Genomic DNA, 20,677 nt, shown 5'->3' with positions numbered 1-20,677 from the left:
CGCCGTCCGGCGCCTTCTCAGGGGCAGGGATTGCCGCGCAGCTGATGCACGGCGTCGATGCGCGCCAGCACCTCCGGCGACAGCGTCAAATCCACCGCGCCGATGTCCGTCGCGAGTTGTTCCATCGTCGTCGCACCGATGATGACCGACGCCATGAACTCGCGCGTGAGGCAGAAGGCGATGGCCATCTGCGAAGGATCGAGCCCGGCGTCGCGGGCGATCGCGAGATAGTCCTCGATCGCCTCTTCCGCCCCCGGGACCTGGTAGCGGAACGCCCGCTGGAACAGCGCGGTGCGCGAGCCCTCGGGCAGTGCGCCGTTCTGGTATTTGCCGGTGAGGTAGCCCTGGCCGAGCGGCGAATAGGCCAGCAGCCCCACATCCTCGCGCAGGCTCACCTCGGCCAGCGCCGTCTCATAGGTGCGGTTCAGCAGGTTATAGCTGTTTTGCACCGAGGCGACGCGCGGCCCTCCCGTGCGTTCCGCCTCGCTGAGAAACTTCATCGTGCCCCAGGCGCTCTCATTGGAGAGGCCGACATGGCGGATCTTGCCTTCCTTCACCAGCTCGCCAAACGCATCCAGCGTCTCGGCGATTGGGGTTTCCTCGCCCGCCGCGCTTTTCCAGCGGGTGGGGTTCGCGCCGAACAAGTCCACCGGGCGGCCCGGCCAGTGCAGCTGGTAGAGGTCGATATAGTCGGTCTCAAGCCGCTTCAGGCTCTTCTCCACCGCCTCGCGAATCTGCCCGCGCGTCGGGCGTGCCGGGGCGCCGTCGTCGCGGAACCACGTCATCTGCGAAAGGCCGCATACCTTGGTGGCGAGGATCACCTTGTCGCGGTTGCCGCGCGCCTTGAACCAGCTGCCGATGATGCGCTCGGTCGAGCCCTGCGTCTCGGGCTTGGGCGGAATGGAATAGAGTTCGGCGGTGTCGAAGAAGTTGATGCCGTGGTCCAGCGCAAAGTCCATCTGCGCGTGGCCCTCGGCCTCGGTATTCTGCTCGCCATAGGTCATGGTGCCGAGACAGATCGAGGAGACCTCGAGGCCGGTGCGGCCGAGCGGGCGATACTGCATATGAGGTCGCTTTTCGGAAGAAACGTAGGGAAGGGGTCGCAGGAAGATAGGAAGCCCTCAGCCGAGCGGCAAGCTGCCGCAACGTCCCGGCGGGCTGGCAAGCGCCGCCATGCCCCCGGCTCGCCGGCAGGCGCGCCCTTCTCGCGCCCCCGCGTCCGCCCTCAGGGCGGGGCGGCCCCCGCCGGCGGGCCGGCCTTCAATGCCGCCGCGATCTCCTCGAACGCCGCCGTCATCGCCGGTTCCACCAGCGCCGCGCCATGGGCGGAAAGGTGGTCGCCGTCGATATAATAGGTGCCGTCGCGGTCGCCCCAGACATAGCGCCCGTCGCGCGCGAACAGCTCGTCGAAGGACAGCACCCACACCTTCTCGCCCCGCAGCTTGTCCAGCTCCGCCTCTGTGAAGGCCTGGCGCTTTTCATCCTCCTCGACGGTGACGGAAGTTTCCCGGACCGCCTGCTCGAACTGCGCCTCGCCCTGCCCTTGCTCCAAATCGAGCAGGATCGCCTGTTCGATCACCTTTCGCGGCAGCACCTTGTTCTCGGGCACCTGGTCGATCAGCACCACGGCGACGCCGAGATCGCGATAGTCCTTCACCGTCGCTGCGACATGGCTGGAGAAGGTCTCGCGCGAGGTCGCGAGGGACGGAAAATACGGGTCGCCTTCCGGGCCCAGCGCGAAGACGCGGCGCCCCTCGCGGCCGGCATAGACCGACCAACGGGCGGCCAGCACCACCACGTCGAACTTGCCCTCGCGCACCGCCTGCACCTGGTCGCGTGTGGCCTGCTCGCACACCCCGACATCGAAGATCGCCCGGTGCAACGAGGTGCGGTTGATCGGCGGGCAGCTGGCGAGCGCCATCTGGTACACCGCATTCTCGCGCCCGACACCGGCAAAGGCCCGCAGGAGCGAGCCGGCATGGCTGTCGCCGATGATCAGTATGCGCAGCTTCGGGTTCTCCGGGGCAAAGACCGTGCACAAAGCCGGTCGGTTTTCGCCCGGCGGCACCGGCGTGCAATCGCCGCGGAGCCCTGCCCCGCGCGTCGACGCGAGCAGCCTTGCGGCATAGCTGCCGGGCTCCACCCCGGCGAGCCGGCTCGGAATGCCGGCGGAGACATTGCCATAGAGGCCGAAAGCCACGAAGCCGGCACCGGCCACGCCGCTGGCCATGAACACGGCGCGACGCGACGGCAGCAGCGGAATCGGCCGCCGGCGGAAGGGCTGCTCGACAAAGCGCCAGCTGACATAGGCCAGCCCCATCGACAGCAGCGCCAGCGCCATCATCAGCTCCGGCGCCGGCTCCACCAGCGAGCGGATACGGGCGAAGGCGAAAAGCGGCTGGTGCCAGAGATAGGCGCTGTAGCTGATGAGGCCGATGCCCACCAGCGCCCGCGCCGAGAGCAGGCGGGCGACCCAGGTGCCCTTATGGGCGAACAGCACCACCAGCGCCGCCCCCCCCACCGGCACCAGCGCATAGAGGCTGGGGAAGGGCGTATTTTCGTCGAAGGCGAAGATCGCGAACAGGATCATCGCCAGCCCCAGCGCGCTCAGGCCATTGCTGGCGCGGGGCAGATTATTGGCGCCGAGCGGGTGGCTGGTGGCGAGAAAGCCGCAGATCGAGCCGGCGAGAAGCTCCCAGATGCGGAACTGCGGCAGGTAGAAATTCGCCCGCGGCGCATACCGCCAGCCCCATTCGGTGGCGAGAAGGCCGAGAACCGCCGTCGCCACCACCAGCCAGAACACCGTGCGCCGGCCGAAGCGCCACAGCAGAGCCAGGCTCAGTGGCGCGAAAAGGTAATACTGCTCCTCGACCGCCAGGCTCCAGGTGTGCAGCAGCGGCTTCAGTTCGGCAGCGGCGGCGAAATAGCTGCCTTCCTCGCTCCAGAACAGGAAATTGGACACGAAGAACACCACCGCCACGAGGCTGGAGCCGAACTCGCGCAACTGGTCGGGGATCATCCAGAGCCAGGCGAAGGGCAGGCACGCCAGCATCACCACGGTCAGCGCCGGCACGATGCGCCGCGCCCGGCGCTCATAGAAGCGGGCGATGGAGAAGGTGCCGCCCTCGATTTCGGACAGCAGGATGATGGTGATCAGGTAGCCGCTGATGACGAAAAAGACGTCGACCCCGACATAGCCGCCGGAAAACACCCCGAAACCGGCATGGAACAGGATCACAGGAACGACGGCGACGGCCCGCAGGCCATCGATCTCGCTACGGTATTTCATGTGCCCCCGCACAGGCAGACTACGCACGACATGGCCCCGGGGCCGAGCGATAGCCCACGCTGTCCGGCCCGTCGAGAACCGAGAGGCCACAGGTCGTCACAATTCTGCCATCACCGCTGGCGTTGCGGAGGCGCCCTTCAGCCGGGGTTGGCCTCGCCCGCGGCCGGGGCCTTCAGCGTGGCAATGAACGCCTCCACGGCGGGGAGCATGCGCGCGACGATGATGTCGACGCCTGCAGCGGTGGGGTGGACGCCGTCGGGCAGGTTCATCGTTTTGTTGCCCGCCACCCCATCGAGGAAGAACGGATAGAGCGCCACGTCGTATTTCTGCGCCAGCCGCTCATAGATGCCATCGAAGCGCTTCTGATAGGCGGCGCCGAGATTGGGCGGCGCCCGCATGCCGGCCATCAGCACCGGAATGCCGCGCTCCTTCAGCCGGGCCAGAATGGCATCGAGCGAGCGCTCGGGAATGGCGGGATCGAGGCCCCGCAGCGCGTCATTGGCGCCGAGCTCCAGGATCACCCCGTCGGCCGTCTCGGGGATCGACCAGTCGAGCCGGGCGAGGCCGGCGCTGGTGGTGTCGCCGGAAACGCCGGCATTCTCGATCACAACCTCGTGTCCCTTGGCCGCAAGCGCCGCCTGCAGCCGTACCGGGAAGGCCTGGCTGGCCGCGAGGCCATAGCCGGCGGTGAGGCTGTCGCCAAACGCCACGATGCGCAGCGGTTCGGCCAGGACAGGCGTGGCAACGCCCACCCCGCCAAGCAGGGCAAGGCCGCAGAGAGCGAAGAGCCGATGGAGCAATCGTGACAAAGGCCTACCCTTTCGGAAACGGTGCAGCGCAACATATGGTGCGGGAGATGTCGGCCTCCAGATGGCGGGGCCTTCGCCGACCCGGAACAGACGCGAAAAGAGCCCCATGCCTTCCGAAGAGCCCATGCCTTCCGAAACGACCACCGCCACTGCCATCCGCCTCGACGGCGTGGACCTCTCCCTCGGCAGCGGCGCCGCCCGCGTCCATATCCTCAAGGGCGTCTCGCTCGCCATTGCTCAGGGCGAGGCGGTCGGCCTGGTCGGCCCCTCCGGTTCGGGCAAGTCGAGCCTCCTGATGGTGCTCGCCGGGCTAGAGCGTGCCGACGCGGGACGGGTCGAGGTGGCGGGCGAGCAGCTCACCGGCCTCGACGAAGATTCGCTCGCCCGCTTTCGCGGCCGCCATGTCGGCATCGTCTTCCAGGCGTTCCACCTCATCCCCACCATGACGGCGGTCGAGAATGTCGCCGTGCCGCTGGAGCTTGCGGGACGGGCCGACGCCTTCGCGCGCGCCGCCGCCGAACTCACCGCCGTCGGCCTCGGTCACCGGCTCGACCATTACCCCTCCCAGCTTTCCGGCGGCGAGCAGCAGCGCGTCGCCGTCGCCCGCGCGCTGGCACCGGAGCCGCGCATCCTCGTCGCCGACGAGCCGACCGGCAATCTCGACGAGGCCACCGGCCGGCAGATCATGGACCTGCTGTTCGACGCGCAGGCGCGGCGCGGGGCCACGCTGGTCATCGTCACCCATGACGCGACGCTCGCCGCCCGCTGCGACCGCACGGTGCGGCTGCGCTCCGGCGCCGTCGAAACCGGGGAAACGCTCGGCGCCCTTGCCGGGGCCGGCCACGAGAGCCGCGCATGAGCACGGATCAGGTTTCAACCTCGGCGGCGGAGGCCGGCCGGGCCCCGTCGCTGCGCGCGCCCAGCCGCCGCACCCTGCCGCTGCGCTTCGCCCTGCGCGAACTGCGCGGCGGCCTGCGCGGCTTCGCCGTCTTCCTCGCCTGCCTCGCGCTCGGTGTCGCCGCCATTGCCGGCGTCGGCGCCTTCTCGCGCGCCCTGACCGACGGGCTGGCACGCGAAGGCACCTCCCTGCTCGGCGGCGACGCCGCCTTCACCCTCGTCCAGCGCGAGGCGAGCCCGGAGGAATACCGGCTCATCGAAGAGGGTGGGCGGGTCTCCACCATCGCCACCCTGCGGGCCATGGCCCGGGCCGGCAGCGGCGAGGCGCTCGATGCCACGCTGGCGGAAGTGAAGGCGGTGGACGGCGTCTACCCCATGGTCGGCACGCTCGACATCGCCCCGCCGCAGCCGCTTGCCGCCGCGCTGGCCCCCGAGGGCGACGCCTATGGCGCGCTGGTCGACCCCTCGCTCGCCGACCGCCTGCAACTGAAGACCGGCGATCGCTTCCAGCTCGGCGCGGCGACGCTCATCGTCAAGGGCACCCTTGAGCGCGAGCCGGACCTGCTCTCGACCGGCATCGGCTTCGGCCCGCGCCTCATGGTGTCGGTCGAAGCGCTCCGCGCCAGCGATTTGCTCCAGCCCGGCAGCCTGGTCCGCTGGCATTACCGGGTGAAGATGGATCGCCCGGCGGAACTCACCCCCTTTGTCGAGCGCGTCCAGAAGGGCGCCCCCGAGGCCGGCTTCGAGGCTCGCACCCGCGACGCCGCCGCCCCGCGGCTGGAAAACAATGTTCGCCGCTTCACCGAATATCTCACCCTTGTCGGCCTCACTGCGCTGCTGGTGGGTGGCGTGGGCGTCGCCAATGCGGTGAAGAGCCATCTCGACGCCAAGCGCGGCGTCATCGCCACCTTCAAGAGCCTCGGTGCGCCGGGGGTGACGGTGTTCGGCATCTATCTCGCCGAAGTCGGGCTGATCGCGCTGATCGGCATCGCCATCGGCATCACGGTGGGCTCCGCCCTGCCCTTCCTCGCCGATGCCGCCTTTGGCCATTTGCTTCCCGTCGCCATCGAGCCCAGCCTCCAGCCGGGCGCGATCCTGCTGGCGCTGGCCTATGGCGCGCTGATCGCCCTGGCCTTCGCGCTCTGGCCGCTCGGCCTTGCCCATGACGTGCCGGTGTCGGCGCTGTTCCGCGAGCATGTGGAAGGCGCACGCCACCGCCCGCGCCTCGTCTATGTCGTCCTCACCGCGCTGGCCGTGGCGGCGCTGGCAGGCCTTGCCGTCTACGCCTCCGAGCAGCGGCACATCGCGATGATCTATCTGGCGGCGGCGGCGAGCGTGCTGGTGACGCTGCGCCTTGTCGCGGCCGGCATCATGGCGGTTGCCCGCCGGCTGCCGCGCCCGCGCTCCACCGCGCTGCGGCTGGCGCTGGCCAACATCCACCGGCCGGCGGCGCTCACCCCCACCATCGTGCTCTCGCTCGGCCTCGGCCTGACGCTGCTGGTGACGCTGGCGCTGATCGACCGCAGCCTGACGCGCGAACTCACCTCCCGCCTGCCGACCGAGGCGCCCAGCTTCTTCTTCCTCGACATCCAGAACACCGAGACCGAGGCATTCACCCGCTTCCTGGCCGAGAAGGCGCCGGAGGGCGAGGTCGACGTGGTGCCGATGCTGCGCGGGCGCATCCTCACGCTGGGCGGGCGCCCGGTGGAGAGCCTCGATCCGCCGGCGGAATTCGCCTGGGTGCTCTCCTCCGATCGCGGCATCACCTATGCGCAGGACCTGCCCGAGGGCTCCATCCTCGCCAGCGGCGAATGGTGGCCGGCCGACTATGCCGGCCCGCCTCTGGTGTCGTTCGAGCGCGAGATCGCCGACGCCTTCGGCCTGAAGATCGGCGACGAGGTGACGGTGAACGTGCTCGGCCGCTCGATCACCGCCACCATCGGCAATCTGCGCGATGTGGAATGGGAGCGGCTTGCCATCAACTTCGTCATGGTGTTCTCGCCCAACACCTTCACCGGCGCGCCGCACACCTCGCTCGCGACGCTGACCCTGCCGGAAGGCGGCGATGTCGCCACCGAGCGCAGCCTCGGCCGCGCCGTGGCGGCGGATTTCCCCGCCGTCACCGCCGTGCGGGTGAAGGAGGCGCTGACCCAGATCGGCGAGATCGTTGCCAACCTTCTCATCGCCATACGCGGCGCCAGCCTTGTCACCCTGCTCTCCAGCGTGCTGGTGCTCGCCGGGGCGCTGGCGGCGGGCCAGCATCATCGCGTCTACGACGCCGTGATCCTGAAGACGCTTGGCGCCACGCGGGCGCGGCTGGTGGGCGCCTATGCACTGGAATATGCCGCGCTGGGCCTCGTCACCGCCGTCGTCGCGGTCGGGGCCGGCGCGGCCGCGGCCTATGTGGTGGTGGTGTATGTGATGAAGCTCACCTTCGCCTGGTCCTCCGGCGCGGCGCTGGGCGCGGTGGCGGTGGCGCTGGTGCTCACCGTCGGCTTCGGCCTCATCGGCACCTGGCGGGCACTGGGGCAGAAGCCGGCACGCATCCTGCGCAACCTGTGAGTGGGTAACGGCAGAACCTGCCGCCGCCAGCCTGCCAAACCCGACAAGCGCTACGGCGGAACCTTCTGCCGCAGCGTCATTCCTGTCGCAAACTTCACTTGCGGGAGGCCAGCGGGGCCCTCATATTCAAGGGCGACGGCCCACACGCCCGGCACAGTGCCGGTGGCGGCGTGGGTGACGAGATTTCGCGAGAGGATTCGACCATGTCCGACTTTAACCGCAACGTCTCCGTGCCGCGCTTCGGAGCGACGGCGGCCCGGACGCAGGCCGACATCGACCAGGGCCTGCGCGCCTATATGCTGCGCGTCTACAACTACATGACCCTCGGCCTCGCCATCACCGGCGCGGCGGCGCTGGGCATCTACATGCTCGCCGTTTCCAGCACGCCGACCGAATACCAGCTCGCCGGCATCTATCTCACCGAGACCGGCGCCGCGCTGTTCACCAGCCCGCTGCGCTGGGTGGTGATGTTCGCCCCGCTCGCCGCCGTGCTGTTCCTCAGCTTCCGGGTCGACCGGCTGAGCGTCGGCGTCGCGCAGACCATCTTCTGGGTCTATGCCGCGCTCGTCGGCGTGTCGCTCGCCAGCATCTTCCTCGTCTACACGCATGAGAGCATCGTGCGGGTGTTCTTCATCACCGCAGCGGCGTTCGGTGGCCTCAGCCTCTACGGCTACACCACCTCGCGCAGCCTGTCGGGCCTCGGCTCGTTCCTGATCATGGGCCTCATCGGCGTCATGGTCGCCATGGTGGTGAACATCTTCCTCGGCTCCTCGATGCTGCAGTTCATCATCTCGGTGGCGGGCGTCCTCGTGTTCGCGGGCCTCACCGCCTACGACACCCAGCGCATCAAGGAGATGTACTTCGCCGGCGACGACGACGTGGTGGCCGGCCGCAAGGCGATCATGGGCGCGCTGACCCTGTATCTCGACTTCATCAACATGTTCCTGATGCTGCTGCAGCTGTTCGGCAACCGGAACAACTGAGCCGCCGCATCACGGCGTTGACCATCAAAGCCCCGGCCCTGCGCCGGGGCTTTTTTTGTCGCGGGACACGGCCGATCCGCCATCATATTTCCGCTGCGGAACGCGGGCAGAATGCATCCCTGCCCAACAGAACGAGGAGGAAACCATGAACTATATCGACGGGTTCGTCGTCGCCGTCCCCACCGACAAGAAGGACGCCTACCGCGCCATGGCCGAGAAGGCGGCGCCGATCTTCCTGGAGTGCGGCGCCCTGCGCACGGTCGAAACCTGGGGTGACGACGTGCCGGACGGCAAGGTCACGGATTTCCGCATGGCGGTGAAGGCAACGCCCGAGGAAACCGTGGTGTTCTCCTGGATCGAGTGGCCTTCGCGCGAGGCGCGCGACGCCGGCATGAAGAAGTTCATGGAAGATCCGCGCCTCGCCGGGATGACCGAGATGCCCTTCGACGGGCAGCGCATGATCTTTGGCGGCTTCTCCCCGCTGCTGGACGTCACGCGCGACTGAGAGAGCCGTCCGCCTGCCGGCTCACAACCGATGTGGCCGGCCCGGCGATTGTCGCGGTGCCGGCCGGGCGCTACATAGCCCTGGCCGGCGCCGTCCAGAAGGGTCGCGCCCCGGGAGCCTGATCCGCGCAGGTCGCATCCGCCTGATCGGTGAATCAGTCTCCCCCTGATGGAGAGGCGGGACCCCATGAACTGGACGGATTTCAAGCGCGACGCGAATTTCATCGACGGCGCATGGATCGGCGCCGATGGCGGCGGCACGATCGACGTCACCAACCCGGCCACCGGCGAGGTGATCGGCACCGTGCCGAATGCCGGCGAGGGCGAGACGCGCCGCGCCATCGCTGCCGCCGAAAAGGCGTTCGAGACCTTCTCGCGCACCACGGCGGACGAGCGCGCGAAGATGCTGCGCCGCCTGCATGCCGCCATCATGGACAACCAGCGTGCGCTGGCCGAACTGCTCACCATCGAGCAGGGCAAGCCGCTGGCGGAATCCATGGGCGAGGTCGGCGCCAGCGCCGCCTATATATTGTGGTTCTCCGAGGAAGCCCGCCGGGTCTATGGCGACGTCATCCCCTCGCCCTGGGGCGAGCGGCGCATTCTCGTCACCAAGCAGGCGGTCGGCGTGGTGGCGGCCATCACGCCGTGGAACTTCCCCTCCTCCATGGCGGCCCGCAAGATCGGCCCGGCGCTGGCCACCGGCTGCACCTCGGTGATGAAGCCGGCGACCCAGACGCCCTATTCGGGCCTTGCCTGGGGCGTGCTGTGCGAACAGGCGGGCTATCCCGCCGGCGTGGTCAACATCCTCACCGGCTCGGCCTCGGCCATTGGCGGCGAGATGACCGCCAACCCCACCGTCCGCAAGATCACCTTCACCGGCTCCACCCCCGTCGGCAAGATGCTGATCAAGCAGGCCGCCGACACGGTGAAGCGCGTCTCGATGGAACTGGGCGGCAACGCGCCGTTCCTGGTCTTCGACGACGCGGATGTCGAGGCGGCGGTGGCCGGGGCCATCGCCTCGAAATACCGCAATTCCGGCCAGACCTGCGTCTGCGCCAATCGCTTCTATGCCCAGGCCGGCATCTATGACGCCTTCGTCGCCCGGCTGGCGGAGGAATCGGCCAAGCTCAAGGTCGGCTCCGGGCTGGAGCCGGGCGTGGTGCAGGGCCCGCTGATCGACGACAAGGCGGTGGCCAAGACCGCGAGCTTCGTTGCCGATGCGCTGGCCAAGGGCGGCCGGCTCGTCGCCGGCGGCAAGCGCCACGATCTGGGCGGCCAGTTCTTCGAGCCGACCGTCATCGCCGACGCCACGGCCGAAATGAACTTCGCCCGCGAGGAAATCTTCGGCCCGGTCGCCCCGGTCTTCCGCTTCGAAACCGAGGAAGAGGCCGTGCGCCTCGCCAACGACACCGAATTCGGCCTCGCCTGCTATTTCTACACGCGCGACCTCTCGCGTGCCTTCCGCGTTTCGGAAAACCTGCGCTACGGCCAGGTCGGCATCAATGCCGGCGTCATCACCACCGAAGTCGCACCCTTCGGCGGGGTGAAGGAATCCGGCATTGGCCGCGAAGGCTCGAAATACGGCATCGAGGAATATGTCGATGTGAAATACGTCTGCATCAGCCTGTAGGCCCTCACGCAGGCACGCGACGAAAAAAGGCCGGTCGCAAGACCGGCCTTTTCATAGGGTGCGAGGGCAAGCCCCCTCAGGCCTTGAAGTCCTCCAGCCGGAACGGCAGCGAGCGCAGCCGCTGGCCGGTGGCGTCGAAGATGGCGTTGGAGAGCGCCGGCGCCACGCCCGGCACGCCGGGCTCGCCGATGCCGGTCGGGGCGTTGGCGGAGGGCAGGATATGCACTTCCACCTCAGGCATTTCCGACATCCGCAGCGGCACATAGGTGTCGAAATTGGCCTGCTCGACCACACCGCCGTCGAGCGTGATTTCGTCATGCAGCGCCGCGCCGAGGCCGAAGCCGACGCCGCCCTCGATCTGCGCGGCGATCACGTCCGGGTTGATGGCGATGCCGCAATCGACCGCGCAGACGACGCGCTCGACCTTGATCCTGCCGTCCACCACCGAGACGTCGATGACGCTGCCGACCACGGTGTCGAAGCTCTCATGCAACGCCACGCCGCGCCCCTTGCCGGCACCCGGCTTCTCGCCCCACTTCGCCTTCTCCGCCAGCAGCCGGAGCACGGCGGCATGGCGCGGCTGGTCCTTGAGCAGTTCGAGCCGGAACTCCAACGGGTCGCGGCCGGCCGCGTGCGCCAGTTCGTCGATCGTCACCTCCACCACATGGGCGGTGTGGGTGTGGCCGACCGAGCGCCACCACAGGGTCGGCACCGCGACCTTGGGCGTGTGCAGGTCCACGGCGAACTCGGCGATGGCGTAATTGGTGTCCGAGGCCCCTTCGACCGAGGTTCCGTCCACCCCCTCCTTCACCGCAAACGCCTCGAAGGGCGTGCCGACCATGAAGGACTGGCCGACGATCTGCTGCTGCCAGCCGGCGATCTTGCCGTCCGCCGTCAGCCCGGCCCGCACCGTGTGGTAGAACATCGGGCGGTAATAGCCGCCCTTGATGTCGTCCTCGCGGGTCCAGACCAGATGCACCGGCGCGCGGCCGTCGATCGCCTTGAGGATGGTGGCGGCCTCGGCGACATAATCGGCCGCGGTGTTGGCGCGCCGGCCGAAGGAGCCGCCGGCATAGAGCGATTCGATCTTCACCTGCTCCGGCTTCAGGCCGAGAATGCCGGCGGTCACCGCCTGCTCGATGGTCTGGAACTGCGAGCCGGTCCAGATCGTGGCGCCGTCCGCCGTCTTCTCGATCACGCAGTTCAGCGGCTCCATCGGCGCATGGGCGAGATAGGGGAAGGCGAACTCGGTCTCGATGGTCTTCGCCGCGCCCGCCAGCGCCTTTGCCGCATCGCCCCGCCGCGCGGCGGGAAGCCCCGGCGTCGCCGCCAGCTTGCGGTATTCGTCGAACAGTTCGGCGGTGCCGCGCGTCTCGGCCTTCGTCTCGTCCCACTCGACCGAGGTGAGCGCCTCGCGACCCTGGATCGCCGCCCAGGTGTTGGTCGCCAGCACCGCGATGCCGGAGGGCACCGTCACCACGTCGACCACGCCGGGCACTTTCTTCGCCGCTGCCGCGTCGAAGCTCGTCACCGTCGCGCCGAAGCGGTCGGGGCGGCGCACCACGGCGGTCAGCATGCCCGGGCGCCGCATGTCGAGCGCATAGGTCGCCGTGCCGTCGGTCTTCACCGTGGAATCGAGCCGCGGCAGCTTGGTGCCGATCAGGGTGAAATCCTTCGGCTCCTTCAGCGTCACCTCGCTCGGCACCGGCAGCTGCGCGGCGGCCTGCGCGAACTCGCCGAACGTGCCGGAATGGGTACCGCTCTTCAGCACGCCCTTCTCGACCGTGACGCTCTCGGGCGCCACGCCCCATTCCTTCGCCGCCGCCGCGACCAGCATGGCCCGCGCCGCCGCGCCGGCCCGGCGCAGCTGGTCCCAGCTATTGGCGACCGAGGTGGAGCCCCCGGTGCCCTGCACCGGGCCGAAGGCGAGGTTGTTGTAGAGCTTGGCATCGGCCGGGGCGAAGGCGGTTCGCATCTGGCTCCAGTCGGCGTCGAGCTCTTCCGCCACGATGGTCGGCAGGCCGGTGGTGACGCCCTGGCCCATGTCGACATGCTTGATCAGCACGGTCACCGTATTGTCCGGCGCGATACGCACGAAAGCGTTCGGCATTGGCGGGGCCGGCGGGGGGGCGGCGGCTTCTTCCGCCAGCGCCAGGCGCGGGCCGAGGTGAAGGCCGATCACCAGCGCGCCGCCGGCGGCGCCGAGGCCCTTGAGGAAGGAACGGCGGGAGGCGGCCAGCGGCGCGCCCATGCCCGCCAGCATCTGCCGGTATTGGTCGGGTGTGATGAGGTGCATGGCGCTCACGCGAGGTTTGAGGCAGCTTCGTGGATGGCGGCCCGGATGCGCTGATAGGTGGCGCAGCGGCACACATTGCCATCCATCGCGGCGTCGATGTCATCGTCCGTGGGCTTGCGGTTTTCGCTGAGCAGGCCCACCGCCGACATGATCTGGCCGGGCTGGCAGTAACCGCACTGCACCACGTCGAGCGTGCGCCATGCCGTGACCACGGCTTCCCCCACCTTGCCGGTGGTGGCGACGCCTTCGATGGTGGTGACGCTCTTGCCCTCGACATCGGACACGAACGTCTGGCACGAGCGCACCGCCGCGCCGTCGACATGCACCGTACAGGCGCCGCACAGGGCGGCGCCGCAGCCGAATTTGGTGCCGGTCAGGCCGGCAATGTCGCGCAGCGCCCACAGCAGCGGCATGTCGCCGTCGGCTTCCAGGGTCTGTTCGCGGCCGTTGAGTGTGAATTTCATGATGTGCCCTCTCCTTATAGGGATGAGGACGCGCAACAGCGATGGGCCCGCAATCACCTCCCGGCGGCGGCAAGCCGTGATGTCTGCGCTCCCGTGCAGAGGCTAGCTCTTCATGACGAGCATCATAAATCACCGTTCCGTGATACCCGCGCGGCCCTGAGATACCAATGCGCTAGGCCGCCGCCTCGACGTGCACGCCGAGCAGGTCGCGCACGAAATCGGCGAGATCGGCGATGTCGTCGACGATGCGGTCGTCGCCCCGGCTGGCGGAAGCGTAGAAAATGCCGTCGAGCATCAGGCCGATGCGGCGGGCGGTGCGGGGAATATCCACCGGCGCGAACCGGCCGCTCTCCACCCCGCGCGCCAGAGCCCCTTCCAGAAGCTGCTTCTCGCGGCCATAGAAGCCGGCGATCAGCCCGTCGAGTTCGTCATCGCGCAGGCCGGAACTGGCATAGTCCGCCATCAGCTTGACCATCTGCGCCAGCGTCGGCGCCAGTTCCATATGGATGTCGAGCCAGGCGAGAATCTCTGCCAGCGGCTCCGCCCCGGCGGCGCGGCGCGCCTCGTAGCCCGCCATAAGCTGCTCGATGGCGTGCCCAAGGGCGCGCCGCACCAGATCGTCCTTATTGTCGAAATAGTGGTAGAGCAGCCCGACATTGACGTCGCAGACCAGCGCGATATCGCGCACCGTCACCACCGAAAAATGGCGCGTCGCGAACAGCCGCAAGGCTTCTTCGAGGAGCATGACCCGCCGCTCGGCGGGCTGGAGGCGCTTGCGCGCGGTTCGGGCGGCCATCGGTTTCCTCCGTAATTCTACGGAATTTTCTGCCTTGCTCATATGCTAGGCGTGCCTATTTGTTGGGCTTGCACGCGATATTAAGTCACCGTTTAATAGCCCGGTAAAGCCATTTCAGCGACCGGAGCCACCCCTCATGAAGCGCATACTCAGGGCTGCAGCCGTCTTCGCCAGCCTCGCCGCCGTCGCCCTCGCGGGATCACCCGCCGCCCACGCCGCCCCGAAGAAGACGTTCAAGGTCGCCTACACCGTCTATATCGGCTTCATGCCGTTCGCCTACATGAAGACCTCCGGCATCATGAAGAAATGGGCCGACAAATACGGCATCGAGGTCGAGGTCATCCAGGCCAACGACTATGTCGGCTCCATCAACCAGTTCATCGCCGGAGAGATCGACGCGGTGGGCGTCGCCTCGATGGACGGCCTCACCATGCCGGCCGCCGGCGGCGTCGATACCTCGATCCTGCTGATCACCGACTATTCCGACGGCAACGACATCGTCGTCTCCAAGACCGCCAAGGACATCAAGGAACTTGCCGGACAGGACGTGTACCTGCTGCAGTACAGCGTCTCGCACTACCTGCTGAACCGCGGCCTGCAGCTCGCCGGCATCACCGACCCCACCGCCTCCAAGACGGTGAACATTTCGGACGCGGAAATCTCCGCCGCCTTCATTTCCCAGGGCGACATGGCCCACGCCGTCTCGTGGAAGCCGCTCACCGAGGATATGCTCAAGGTCAAGGGCGCCACAAACCTGTTCGACAGCTCCAAGATCCCCGGCGAGATCATGGACGTGTTCATCGGCAACACCCAGACGCTGAAGGACAACCCGGATTTCGCCAAGGCCGTGGTCGGCGCCTGGTATGAGGCGCTCGCCATCCTCAAGGCCGGCGGCGCGCCCGCCGAGGACATGCGCGCGGTGATGACCAGCGCCATGGGCACCGATGCCGGCGGCCTGCAGGCGCAGCTCGACACCACCCACTTCTTCTACACCCCGGCCGAGGCGCTGGCCTTCCTCACCTCGGCCGACAACGCCAAGATCTGGGACAATATCCGCACCTTCTGCTTCCAGCAGGGCCTGTTCGGCCAGGGCGCCACCAGCGTCGACACCATCGGCATCGAAGTCGCCGACGGCACCGTGCTGGGCGACAAGGCCAACATCAAGATGCGGGTCAACGCCTCCTTCACCAAGGACGCGGTCGACGGCAAGCTGTGAGCCGCAGCGGCTCCCTCTCCCCGTCGGGGAGAGGGGCTCTACGGGACGACGGTAAGGGGCGGCGCCTCGCCCCGTCCCCCGGGCCAGCGGCTCAGCATGCAACGCCGATCCGGGGCGTGGGGAGCCCTCCGGCAAAGCCTCTCCCGCGCCGTCATCCCGAGATGCGAGCCAAGCGCGCCGCGAAGGATGGAATCGTGAGTGCCTGAACATCCTTCGAGGCCCGCCTCTGGCCGGGCACCTCGGGATGACGGTCAGCCCGGGCTCGCGTGCGAAACCCGGATGACGCCCTCCAAAGGGAAAAACCCATGCGCCGCATCATCAATTATGCGCCCCGTCCGGGCGTCCGGCTGATCCTTGCCCTGCTGCCCTTCGTGGCGGTGCTGGCGATCTACATCTTCGCCTCCAATGCCCGCCTCGCGGTGGAGCCGGCGGACAAGCTGATGCCGAGCTTCGCCAGCTTCTGGACCACCATGGTGCGGATGGCGACGACGATTGACCGGGCCACCAGCCAGTATCTGCTGTGGTGGGACACCTGGCTCAGCCTGCAGCGCCTGTTCCTCGGGCTCGGCATCTCCGCCCTGCTCGGCCTGGTGCTCGGTATCATCGTCGGCTTCGTGCCCTATCTGCGCGCCACCTTCGAGCCGTTCTTCGCCGCCTTCTCGCTGATCCCGCCGCTCGCCGTGCTGCCCATCCTGTTCATCCTGTTCGGGCTCGGCGAGGCCTCGAAGATCGTGCTGATCGTGTTCGGCATCGCCCCCTTCATCATCCGCGACGTGATGCTGCGGGTGGCCGCCATCCCGGCCGAACAGATCATCAAGGCGCAGACGCTGGGCGCCTCCACCTGGCAGATGATTTCCGGCGTGGTGCTGCCGCAGGTGATGCCGCGCCTCATCGATTCGGTGCGGCTCTCGCTTGGCGCCGCCTGGCTGTTCGTCATCGCGGCGGAGGCCATCACCTCGGAGGGCGGGCTGGGCTACCGCATCTTCCTGGTGCGGCGCTATCTCGCCATGGACGTGATCCTTCCCTACGTCATCTGGATCACCCTGCTCGCCTTTCTCATGGATTACGCGCTGCGCCGCCTCAGCGTCGCCGCCTATCCCTGGGACCAGATAAAGGCGACCTGACATGACCACCATCCGCTTCGAGAACGTCTGGAAGGAATATGACGAGCGGGTCGTGCTCGAACAGGTGAACCTGTCGCTGGCCGACCACGAATTCCTCGTCATCATCGGCCCTTCGGGCGTCGGCAAGACCACGCTCCTGCGCATGCTGCTCTCGCAGGAACAGCCGACGCGCGGGCGCATCCTGCTCGATGGCGAACCCATCGCCAGCGAGCCCACCGCCGACCGCGGCGTGGTGTTCCAGCGCTATTCGGTGTTCCCGCACAAGACCGTGCTGGGCAATGTGATGATGGGCCCGCAATGGGCCGGCGCGCCACTGCTCGGCCGCTTCTTCGGCGCCCGCCGCCGGGCGCTGGAAGAGCGGGCCATGGCGCTGCTGACCCGCGTCGGGCTCGGCGAGCACGCGGAAAAATACCCCGCCCAGCTCTCGGGCGGCATGCAGCAGCGCCTCGCTCTGGCACAGGCGCTCATCATGAAGCCGAAAGTGCTGCTGCTCGACGAGCCCTTCGGCGCCCTCGACCCCGGCACCCGCAAGTCGATGCACGAACTGGTCGGCGAGCTGTGGGAAGAGAACCGCATGACCATCGTCATGGTCACGCATGACCTGCCCGAAGCCTTCCTGCTCGGCACCCGCGTCATCGCCGTCGACAAGCGGCGCAACGACCCGCAGGCGCCCGAGCGCTTCGGCGCCACCATCGTCTCCGACTTCGAGGCCAAGTGCCGCAGCGTGCGCGAATCCAGGGCGTTCGAGACGGAGCGCGAGCGGGTGCGCCTCACCCTGCTCGCCGGCAATTCCACAACCGAGGACCGCCCACCCGTCCCGGCAATTGAGACCGCTTTAGTGAAGGACTGACAGCAATGGTCGACAAGCGTTTCCATCTCGCCTGGTTCATGAACTTCACCCCCGACGAATGGCGCGAACCCTTCGGCCAGGGCGGAAATCCGTGGGACGGCCAGTTCTATATCGAGATGGCCCAGGCCATGGAGCGCGCCTGCTTCGATCTCATCATGATCGAGGACAAGCTGATGGTGCCCGAAACCTTCGGCGGCTCGCGCGACCTCTCGCTCAAGCACGCGATGATGGTGCCGAAGGCCGATCCCGCCCCGCTGGCGGTGGCCATGGGCATGGCCACCAAGCATCTCGGCGTGGTCGCCACCCTGTCCACCATGGCCTACCCGCCCTTCATGCTGGCGCGGCTGTGCTCGACCATCGACAGCCTGACCAAGGGCCGTTTCGGCTGGAACGTCGTCACTTCGGCCGAGGACCTGATGGCGAAGAATTTCGGCATGGACAAGCTGCCTCCGCGCGAGGACCGCTACGCCATGGCCGAGGAATATCTGGAAGTCTGCGACAAGCTGTTCAACTCGTGGGAGCCGGACGCCGTGGTGCTCGACCGCGCCAACGGCATCTATGCCGACGGTTCCAAGGTCCACACCATCGACCATGACGGCACCTACTATAAGGTGCGCGGCCCTCTCAACACCGTGCCCTCGCCGCAGCGCCGCCCGGTCTATCTGCAGGCCGGCGCCTCCCCGCGCGGGCGCGATTTCGCCGCCCGCTACGCCGACGCCATCGTCTCGGTGGCCAATGGCGTCGAGGGCATGAAGGCGTTCCGCGCCGACATCCGCGCCCGCGCCGTCGCCCTCGGCCGCGACCCCGACGAGATCAAGGTGTTCTTCTGCATCACGCCGAGCCTGGGCGAGACCGAGGAGGAAGCCCGCGCCCGCTTCGACCGCGTCACCCTGTCCGACAATTTCGTCAATGACGTGCTCATCTCCATCTCCGCCATCACCGAGATCGACTTCGCCCAGTTCGACCTCGACCAGCCCCTCCCGGAAAAGCTCGTCACCAACGGCGAATCCGGCACGCTCGACAAGTTCCAGCAATGGGGCTCGGGCAAGACGCTGCGCCAGCTGGCGGCGGCCGGCGGCGGCGGCCTCGTCTCCTCGCTGGAGCTGATCGGCACGCCCTCGCAAGTGGCGCAGAAGATGGGCGAGGCGATGGAAGAGGTCGGCGGCGACGGCTTCCTCATCACCACGCCGGTGCTGCGCGTGTCGCGCCGCTACATCACCGAGATCTGCGACGGGCTGGTGCCGGAGCTGCAACGGCGCGGCCTCACCCGCACCGAATACAAGCACCAACTGCTCCGCGACAATCTGCGCGAGTTCTGAGCCGCGCCCCGGCACCACCGCCGGCGCGGCACGCCGCGTCCCGTATCAGCGCCGGCGAGGCTCCGGCAGAAGGAGATGGCATGTCCCCCCCGTGCTCGCCGCTCGACAGCGCTCCCCCCACCCCTCCCCCGGTCACGCGGGAGGGCTTTCGCAACGCCATGGCGCGCCTGGGCGCGGCGGTGAACATCGTCACCACCGACGGGCCGGGCGGGCGCCACGGATTCACCGCCTCGGCGGTGTGCTCCGTCACCGACAGCCCGCCCACCCTGCTGGTCTGCCTCAACAAGGGGTCGTCGGCGGCCGGTCCCGTCCATGCCAATGGCGTGGTGTGCATCAACACGCTGGCGGCAGGGCATGAGCCGCTCTCGAATCTCTTCGGCGGCCGCACCCCGCCGGAAGAGCGCTTCGCCGGCGGCGCGTGGCGCGTCGCCGCCACCGGCGCACCGATGCTGGTCGGCGCGGTGGTCGCCTTCGACTGCCGCGTCGTCCGCACGGTCGAGGTCGGCACCCATGACGTGCTGTTCTGCGAGGTGGTCGGCGTCGCCGAAGGCGGCTCGCATGAGAGCCTGATCTATTACAGCCGCCGCTACCACACGCTCTCCGGGCCCACCGACGACTGAGCGCATCAACAGCAGGTGATCACCAGCTGTTTGCGGGCGCACTGGAAAGCCAGTCGACAGGTGCATGCGTAAGTATTCGACATGGCGTGCAGCCCGCCCGCCTGTCGAGGAGCATCCGCCATGGGCGTCACGCAGATTGTCGTTTCAACCCTGCTCGCCAGCGCCTTCATCCTGCCCGCAGCGGCGCAAACGCAGAAACGCACGGCCCCGCCTTCGGCCTTCCCCTGGCTGCGCAACTACGCGACGTCGGAGCCGGCAGCCAGCCGGGCCGCCCGGAACGGCGATGCCGCCATACGCTGGCAGGAAACGATCAACGCCTATGCGCACAGGTGAGCCGCCACGCGGGGGCCGGAGTGACCCGGCCCCTGCGGCGTCCCGCACCTAGCTGCCCCGATAGGTCGAATAGCTCCACGGCGTCACCACCAGCGGCACATGGTAATGCCCTTCCGGCTCGGCGATGCCGAAGCGGATCGGCACCGTGTCGAGAAAGGAGGGGCCCCTCTGGCCTTGCCCGGGCAGGCCTTGTCCCGGCAGTTCCAGTCCGCGCGCGGAAAAATAGGCGCCGATGTGGAAGACCAACTCGTAGCGGCCCGCGCGCAGCGGTTCGTTCGAGATCAGCGGCGTATCGGTGCGCCCATCGGCGTTGGTGGTCGCGGTGCGCAGCAGCGCCCGCCCGCTTATTCCCACCTCGAACAGTTCCACCCGCACCCCCGCGGCCGGGCCGCCCTTGTGGGTGTCGAGCACATGGGTGGATAGCCGGCCATGGACCTTCGGCAGGCCCGGCCCCGACACCCGTTCCACCAGCCGTAGCGCGGTGATATGGCCGATCTCGTCAAGCGCGGTGGAAAGCTCCGCCTCCCGGCCCTGAAGCATCCGCGCCTCGAAGGCATCGAGCAGCGCGTCGCGTGTCTGCCGCCGCACGCAGATGACGAAGGGAAAGCCGAAGCGGGCGCGATAGGCGCCGTTGAGCCGCTCGAAGCGCGCATATTCGTCGTCCGACAGCCGGTCCAGCCCGAGCCCGACCTGCTCGGAGATGGAGTCCGCCGCCATCGCGCCCGCCCGCGCCGCCTTGCCGGCAAGGTCGGGATGGCCCGCCACGAAGGCGACCCGCTCCGCCTCCGGCCGCGCCCGCACCGCCGCCATGAGCGCATCGTGCAGCGCCTCCACCGTGGCGAAAGGCGCGCGGGCGAAGGCGGCCTGCGCCACCCATGGCGCATGCTCGAACACCCCGTCCAGCGCGACGACGAAGCCGTTTCGGTCGAGGCCGTTCAGCGTGTCGAGGGACAGGGGCGCGGGAAAAGCAGCATCGGACACGGGT

At 68.2% G+C, this 20,677-nt stretch carries 18 protein-coding genes; 11 read left to right on the top strand and 7 right to left on the bottom strand.

Annotated elements, in window-relative coordinates:
* Positions 1–17: 17 nt before the first annotated feature.
* The 3 genes from EV667_RS18110 to EV667_RS18100 form a co-directional block, all read right to left on the bottom strand.
* Positions 18–1,064: an aldo/keto reductase gene (locus tag EV667_RS18110; RefSeq protein WP_131836732.1), complete on the bottom strand. Its 1,047-nt coding sequence runs from the start codon at positions 1,062–1,064 to the stop codon at positions 18–20.
* 161 nt (positions 1,065–1,225) lie between these two features.
* Positions 1,226–3,289: an acyltransferase family protein gene (locus EV667_RS18105; RefSeq protein ID WP_131836731.1), complete on the bottom strand. Its 2,064-nt coding sequence runs from the start codon at positions 3,287–3,289 to the stop codon at positions 1,226–1,228.
* 137 nt (positions 3,290–3,426) lie between these two features.
* Positions 3,427–4,089 carry an arylesterase gene (locus EV667_RS18100; protein ID WP_131836847.1) on the bottom strand — a complete coding sequence of 221 codons (663 nt, stop codon included), beginning with the start codon at positions 4,087–4,089 and terminating at the stop codon, positions 3,427–3,429.
* A gap of 133 nt (positions 4,090–4,222) precedes the next feature.
* Between EV667_RS18100 and EV667_RS18095 the strand changes: the two genes are divergently transcribed.
* The 5 genes from EV667_RS18095 to EV667_RS18075 all read left to right on the top strand — a co-directional run bounded on the left by EV667_RS18095 (position 4,223) and on the right by EV667_RS18075 (position 10,674).
* On the top strand, positions 4,223–4,957 hold the full coding sequence (locus EV667_RS18095) for an ABC transporter ATP-binding protein (protein WP_131836730.1): 735 nt from the start codon (positions 4,223–4,225) through the stop codon (positions 4,955–4,957).
* Positions 4,954–7,557 carry an ABC transporter permease gene (locus tag EV667_RS18090; protein ID WP_131836729.1) on the top strand — a complete coding sequence of 868 codons (2,604 nt, stop codon included), beginning with the start codon at positions 4,954–4,956 and terminating at the stop codon, positions 7,555–7,557. The genes EV667_RS18095 and EV667_RS18090 overlap by 4 nt, the downstream gene beginning before the upstream one ends.
* A gap of 203 nt (positions 7,558–7,760) precedes the next feature.
* Positions 7,761–8,540 carry a Bax inhibitor-1/YccA family protein gene (locus tag EV667_RS18085; protein WP_131836728.1) on the top strand — a complete coding sequence of 260 codons (780 nt, stop codon included), beginning with the start codon at positions 7,761–7,763 and terminating at the stop codon, positions 8,538–8,540.
* Between the two features lie 145 nt (positions 8,541–8,685).
* Positions 8,686–9,045, top strand: coding sequence for a DUF1428 domain-containing protein (locus EV667_RS18080; RefSeq protein WP_131836727.1), 360 nt, complete (start codon positions 8,686–8,688; stop codon positions 9,043–9,045).
* Positions 9,046–9,231: 186 nt separating this feature from the next.
* Positions 9,232–10,674, top strand: a complete 1,443-nt coding sequence (locus EV667_RS18075; protein ID WP_131836726.1) for an NAD-dependent succinate-semialdehyde dehydrogenase — start codon at positions 9,232–9,234, stop codon at positions 10,672–10,674.
* Positions 10,675–10,750: 76 nt separating this feature from the next.
* On the opposite strand, the gene EV667_RS18070 is transcribed toward EV667_RS18075, so the two are convergent.
* The 3 genes from EV667_RS18070 to EV667_RS18060 form a co-directional block, all read right to left on the bottom strand.
* Positions 10,751–12,970: a xanthine dehydrogenase family protein molybdopterin-binding subunit gene (locus EV667_RS18070; RefSeq protein WP_131836725.1), complete on the bottom strand. Its 2,220-nt coding sequence runs from the start codon at positions 12,968–12,970 to the stop codon at positions 10,751–10,753.
* A 5-nt stretch (positions 12,971–12,975) separates the two neighbouring features.
* Positions 12,976–13,434 carry a (2Fe-2S)-binding protein gene (locus tag EV667_RS18065; RefSeq protein ID WP_131836724.1) on the bottom strand — a complete coding sequence of 153 codons (459 nt, stop codon included), beginning with the start codon at positions 13,432–13,434 and terminating at the stop codon, positions 12,976–12,978.
* A 172-nt stretch (positions 13,435–13,606) separates the two neighbouring features.
* Positions 13,607–14,230, bottom strand: coding sequence for a TetR/AcrR family transcriptional regulator (locus EV667_RS18060; RefSeq protein WP_131836723.1), 624 nt, complete (start codon positions 14,228–14,230; stop codon positions 13,607–13,609).
* Positions 14,231–14,366: 136 nt separating this feature from the next.
* On the opposite strand from EV667_RS18060, the gene EV667_RS18055 reads away from it, so the two are divergent.
* The 6 genes from EV667_RS18055 (at position 14,367) to EV667_RS18030 (ending at position 19,692) form a co-directional block, all read left to right on the top strand.
* Positions 14,367–15,446, top strand: coding sequence for a putative urea ABC transporter substrate-binding protein (locus EV667_RS18055; RefSeq protein WP_131836722.1), 1,080 nt, complete (start codon positions 14,367–14,369; stop codon positions 15,444–15,446).
* A 305-nt stretch (positions 15,447–15,751) separates the two neighbouring features.
* Positions 15,752–16,570: an ABC transporter permease gene (locus EV667_RS18050; RefSeq protein ID WP_131836721.1), complete on the top strand. Its 819-nt coding sequence runs from the start codon at positions 15,752–15,754 to the stop codon at positions 16,568–16,570.
* A gap of 1 nt (position 16,571) precedes the next feature.
* Positions 16,572–17,420: an ABC transporter ATP-binding protein gene (locus EV667_RS18045; RefSeq protein ID WP_131836720.1), complete on the top strand. Its 849-nt coding sequence runs from the start codon at positions 16,572–16,574 to the stop codon at positions 17,418–17,420.
* Between the two features lie 5 nt (positions 17,421–17,425).
* Entirely contained in the window at positions 17,426–18,739 is a 1,314-nt protein-coding gene (locus EV667_RS18040; protein WP_131836719.1) for an NtaA/DmoA family FMN-dependent monooxygenase, read from the top strand.
* Positions 18,740–18,819: 80 nt separating this feature from the next.
* On the top strand, positions 18,820–19,359 hold the full coding sequence (locus EV667_RS18035; protein WP_131836718.1) for a flavin reductase: 540 nt from the start codon (positions 18,820–18,822) through the stop codon (positions 19,357–19,359).
* A gap of 120 nt (positions 19,360–19,479) precedes the next feature.
* Positions 19,480–19,692, top strand: a complete 213-nt coding sequence (locus EV667_RS18030; RefSeq protein WP_131836717.1) for a hypothetical protein — start codon at positions 19,480–19,482, stop codon at positions 19,690–19,692.
* A 48-nt stretch (positions 19,693–19,740) separates the two neighbouring features.
* Here EV667_RS18030 and uraD read toward each other — a convergent pair whose 3' ends face one another.
* A complete protein-coding gene (uraD, locus tag EV667_RS18025) occupies positions 19,741–20,673 on the bottom strand; it encodes a 2-oxo-4-hydroxy-4-carboxy-5-ureidoimidazoline decarboxylase (RefSeq protein WP_245516241.1) in 933 nt (310 codons plus the stop codon).
* Positions 20,674–20,677: the final 4 nt, after the last annotated feature.

It is taken from the genome of Ancylobacter aquaticus, from assembly GCF_004339465.1.
Lineage (GTDB): Bacteria > Pseudomonadota > Alphaproteobacteria > Rhizobiales > Xanthobacteraceae > Ancylobacter > Ancylobacter aquaticus.
Note: the sequence above shows the minus strand (reverse complement) of the source record. Positions and strands in the feature narration are given on the sequence as shown.

What these genes read in the sequence shown, in the direction of transcription:
- EV667_RS18110 (WP_131836732.1), bottom strand. Translation starts at nt 1,064, where the DNA reads ATGCAGTATCGCCCGCTCGGCCGCACCGGCCTCGAGGTCTCCTCGATC.
- EV667_RS18105 (WP_131836731.1), bottom strand. Translation starts at nt 3,289, where the DNA reads ATGAAATACCGTAGCGAGATCGATGGCCTGCGGGCCGTCGCCGTCGTT.
- EV667_RS18095 (WP_131836730.1), top strand. Translation starts at nt 4,223, where the DNA reads ATGCCTTCCGAAACGACCACCGCCACTGCCATCCGCCTCGACGGCGTG.
- EV667_RS18090 (WP_131836729.1), top strand. Translation starts at nt 4,954, where the DNA reads ATGAGCACGGATCAGGTTTCAACCTCGGCGGCGGAGGCCGGCCGGGCC.
- EV667_RS18085 (WP_131836728.1), top strand. Translation starts at nt 7,761, where the DNA reads ATGTCCGACTTTAACCGCAACGTCTCCGTGCCGCGCTTCGGAGCGACG.
- EV667_RS18080 (WP_131836727.1), top strand. Translation starts at nt 8,686, where the DNA reads ATGAACTATATCGACGGGTTCGTCGTCGCCGTCCCCACCGACAAGAAG.
- EV667_RS18075 (WP_131836726.1), top strand. Translation starts at nt 9,232, where the DNA reads ATGAACTGGACGGATTTCAAGCGCGACGCGAATTTCATCGACGGCGCA.
- EV667_RS18070 (WP_131836725.1), bottom strand. Translation starts at nt 12,970, where the DNA reads ATGCACCTCATCACACCCGACCAATACCGGCAGATGCTGGCGGGCATG.
- EV667_RS18065 (WP_131836724.1), bottom strand. Translation starts at nt 13,434, where the DNA reads ATGAAATTCACACTCAACGGCCGCGAACAGACCCTGGAAGCCGACGGC.
- EV667_RS18060 (WP_131836723.1), bottom strand. Translation starts at nt 14,230, where the DNA reads ATGGCCGCCCGAACCGCGCGCAAGCGCCTCCAGCCCGCCGAGCGGCGG.
- EV667_RS18055 (WP_131836722.1), top strand. Translation starts at nt 14,367, where the DNA reads ATGAAGCGCATACTCAGGGCTGCAGCCGTCTTCGCCAGCCTCGCCGCC.
- EV667_RS18050 (WP_131836721.1), top strand. Translation starts at nt 15,752, where the DNA reads ATGCGCCGCATCATCAATTATGCGCCCCGTCCGGGCGTCCGGCTGATC.
- EV667_RS18045 (WP_131836720.1), top strand. Translation starts at nt 16,572, where the DNA reads ATGACCACCATCCGCTTCGAGAACGTCTGGAAGGAATATGACGAGCGG.
- EV667_RS18040 (WP_131836719.1), top strand. Translation starts at nt 17,426, where the DNA reads ATGGTCGACAAGCGTTTCCATCTCGCCTGGTTCATGAACTTCACCCCC.
- EV667_RS18035 (WP_131836718.1), top strand. Translation starts at nt 18,820, where the DNA reads ATGTCCCCCCCGTGCTCGCCGCTCGACAGCGCTCCCCCCACCCCTCCC.
- EV667_RS18030 (WP_131836717.1), top strand. Translation starts at nt 19,480, where the DNA reads ATGGGCGTCACGCAGATTGTCGTTTCAACCCTGCTCGCCAGCGCCTTC.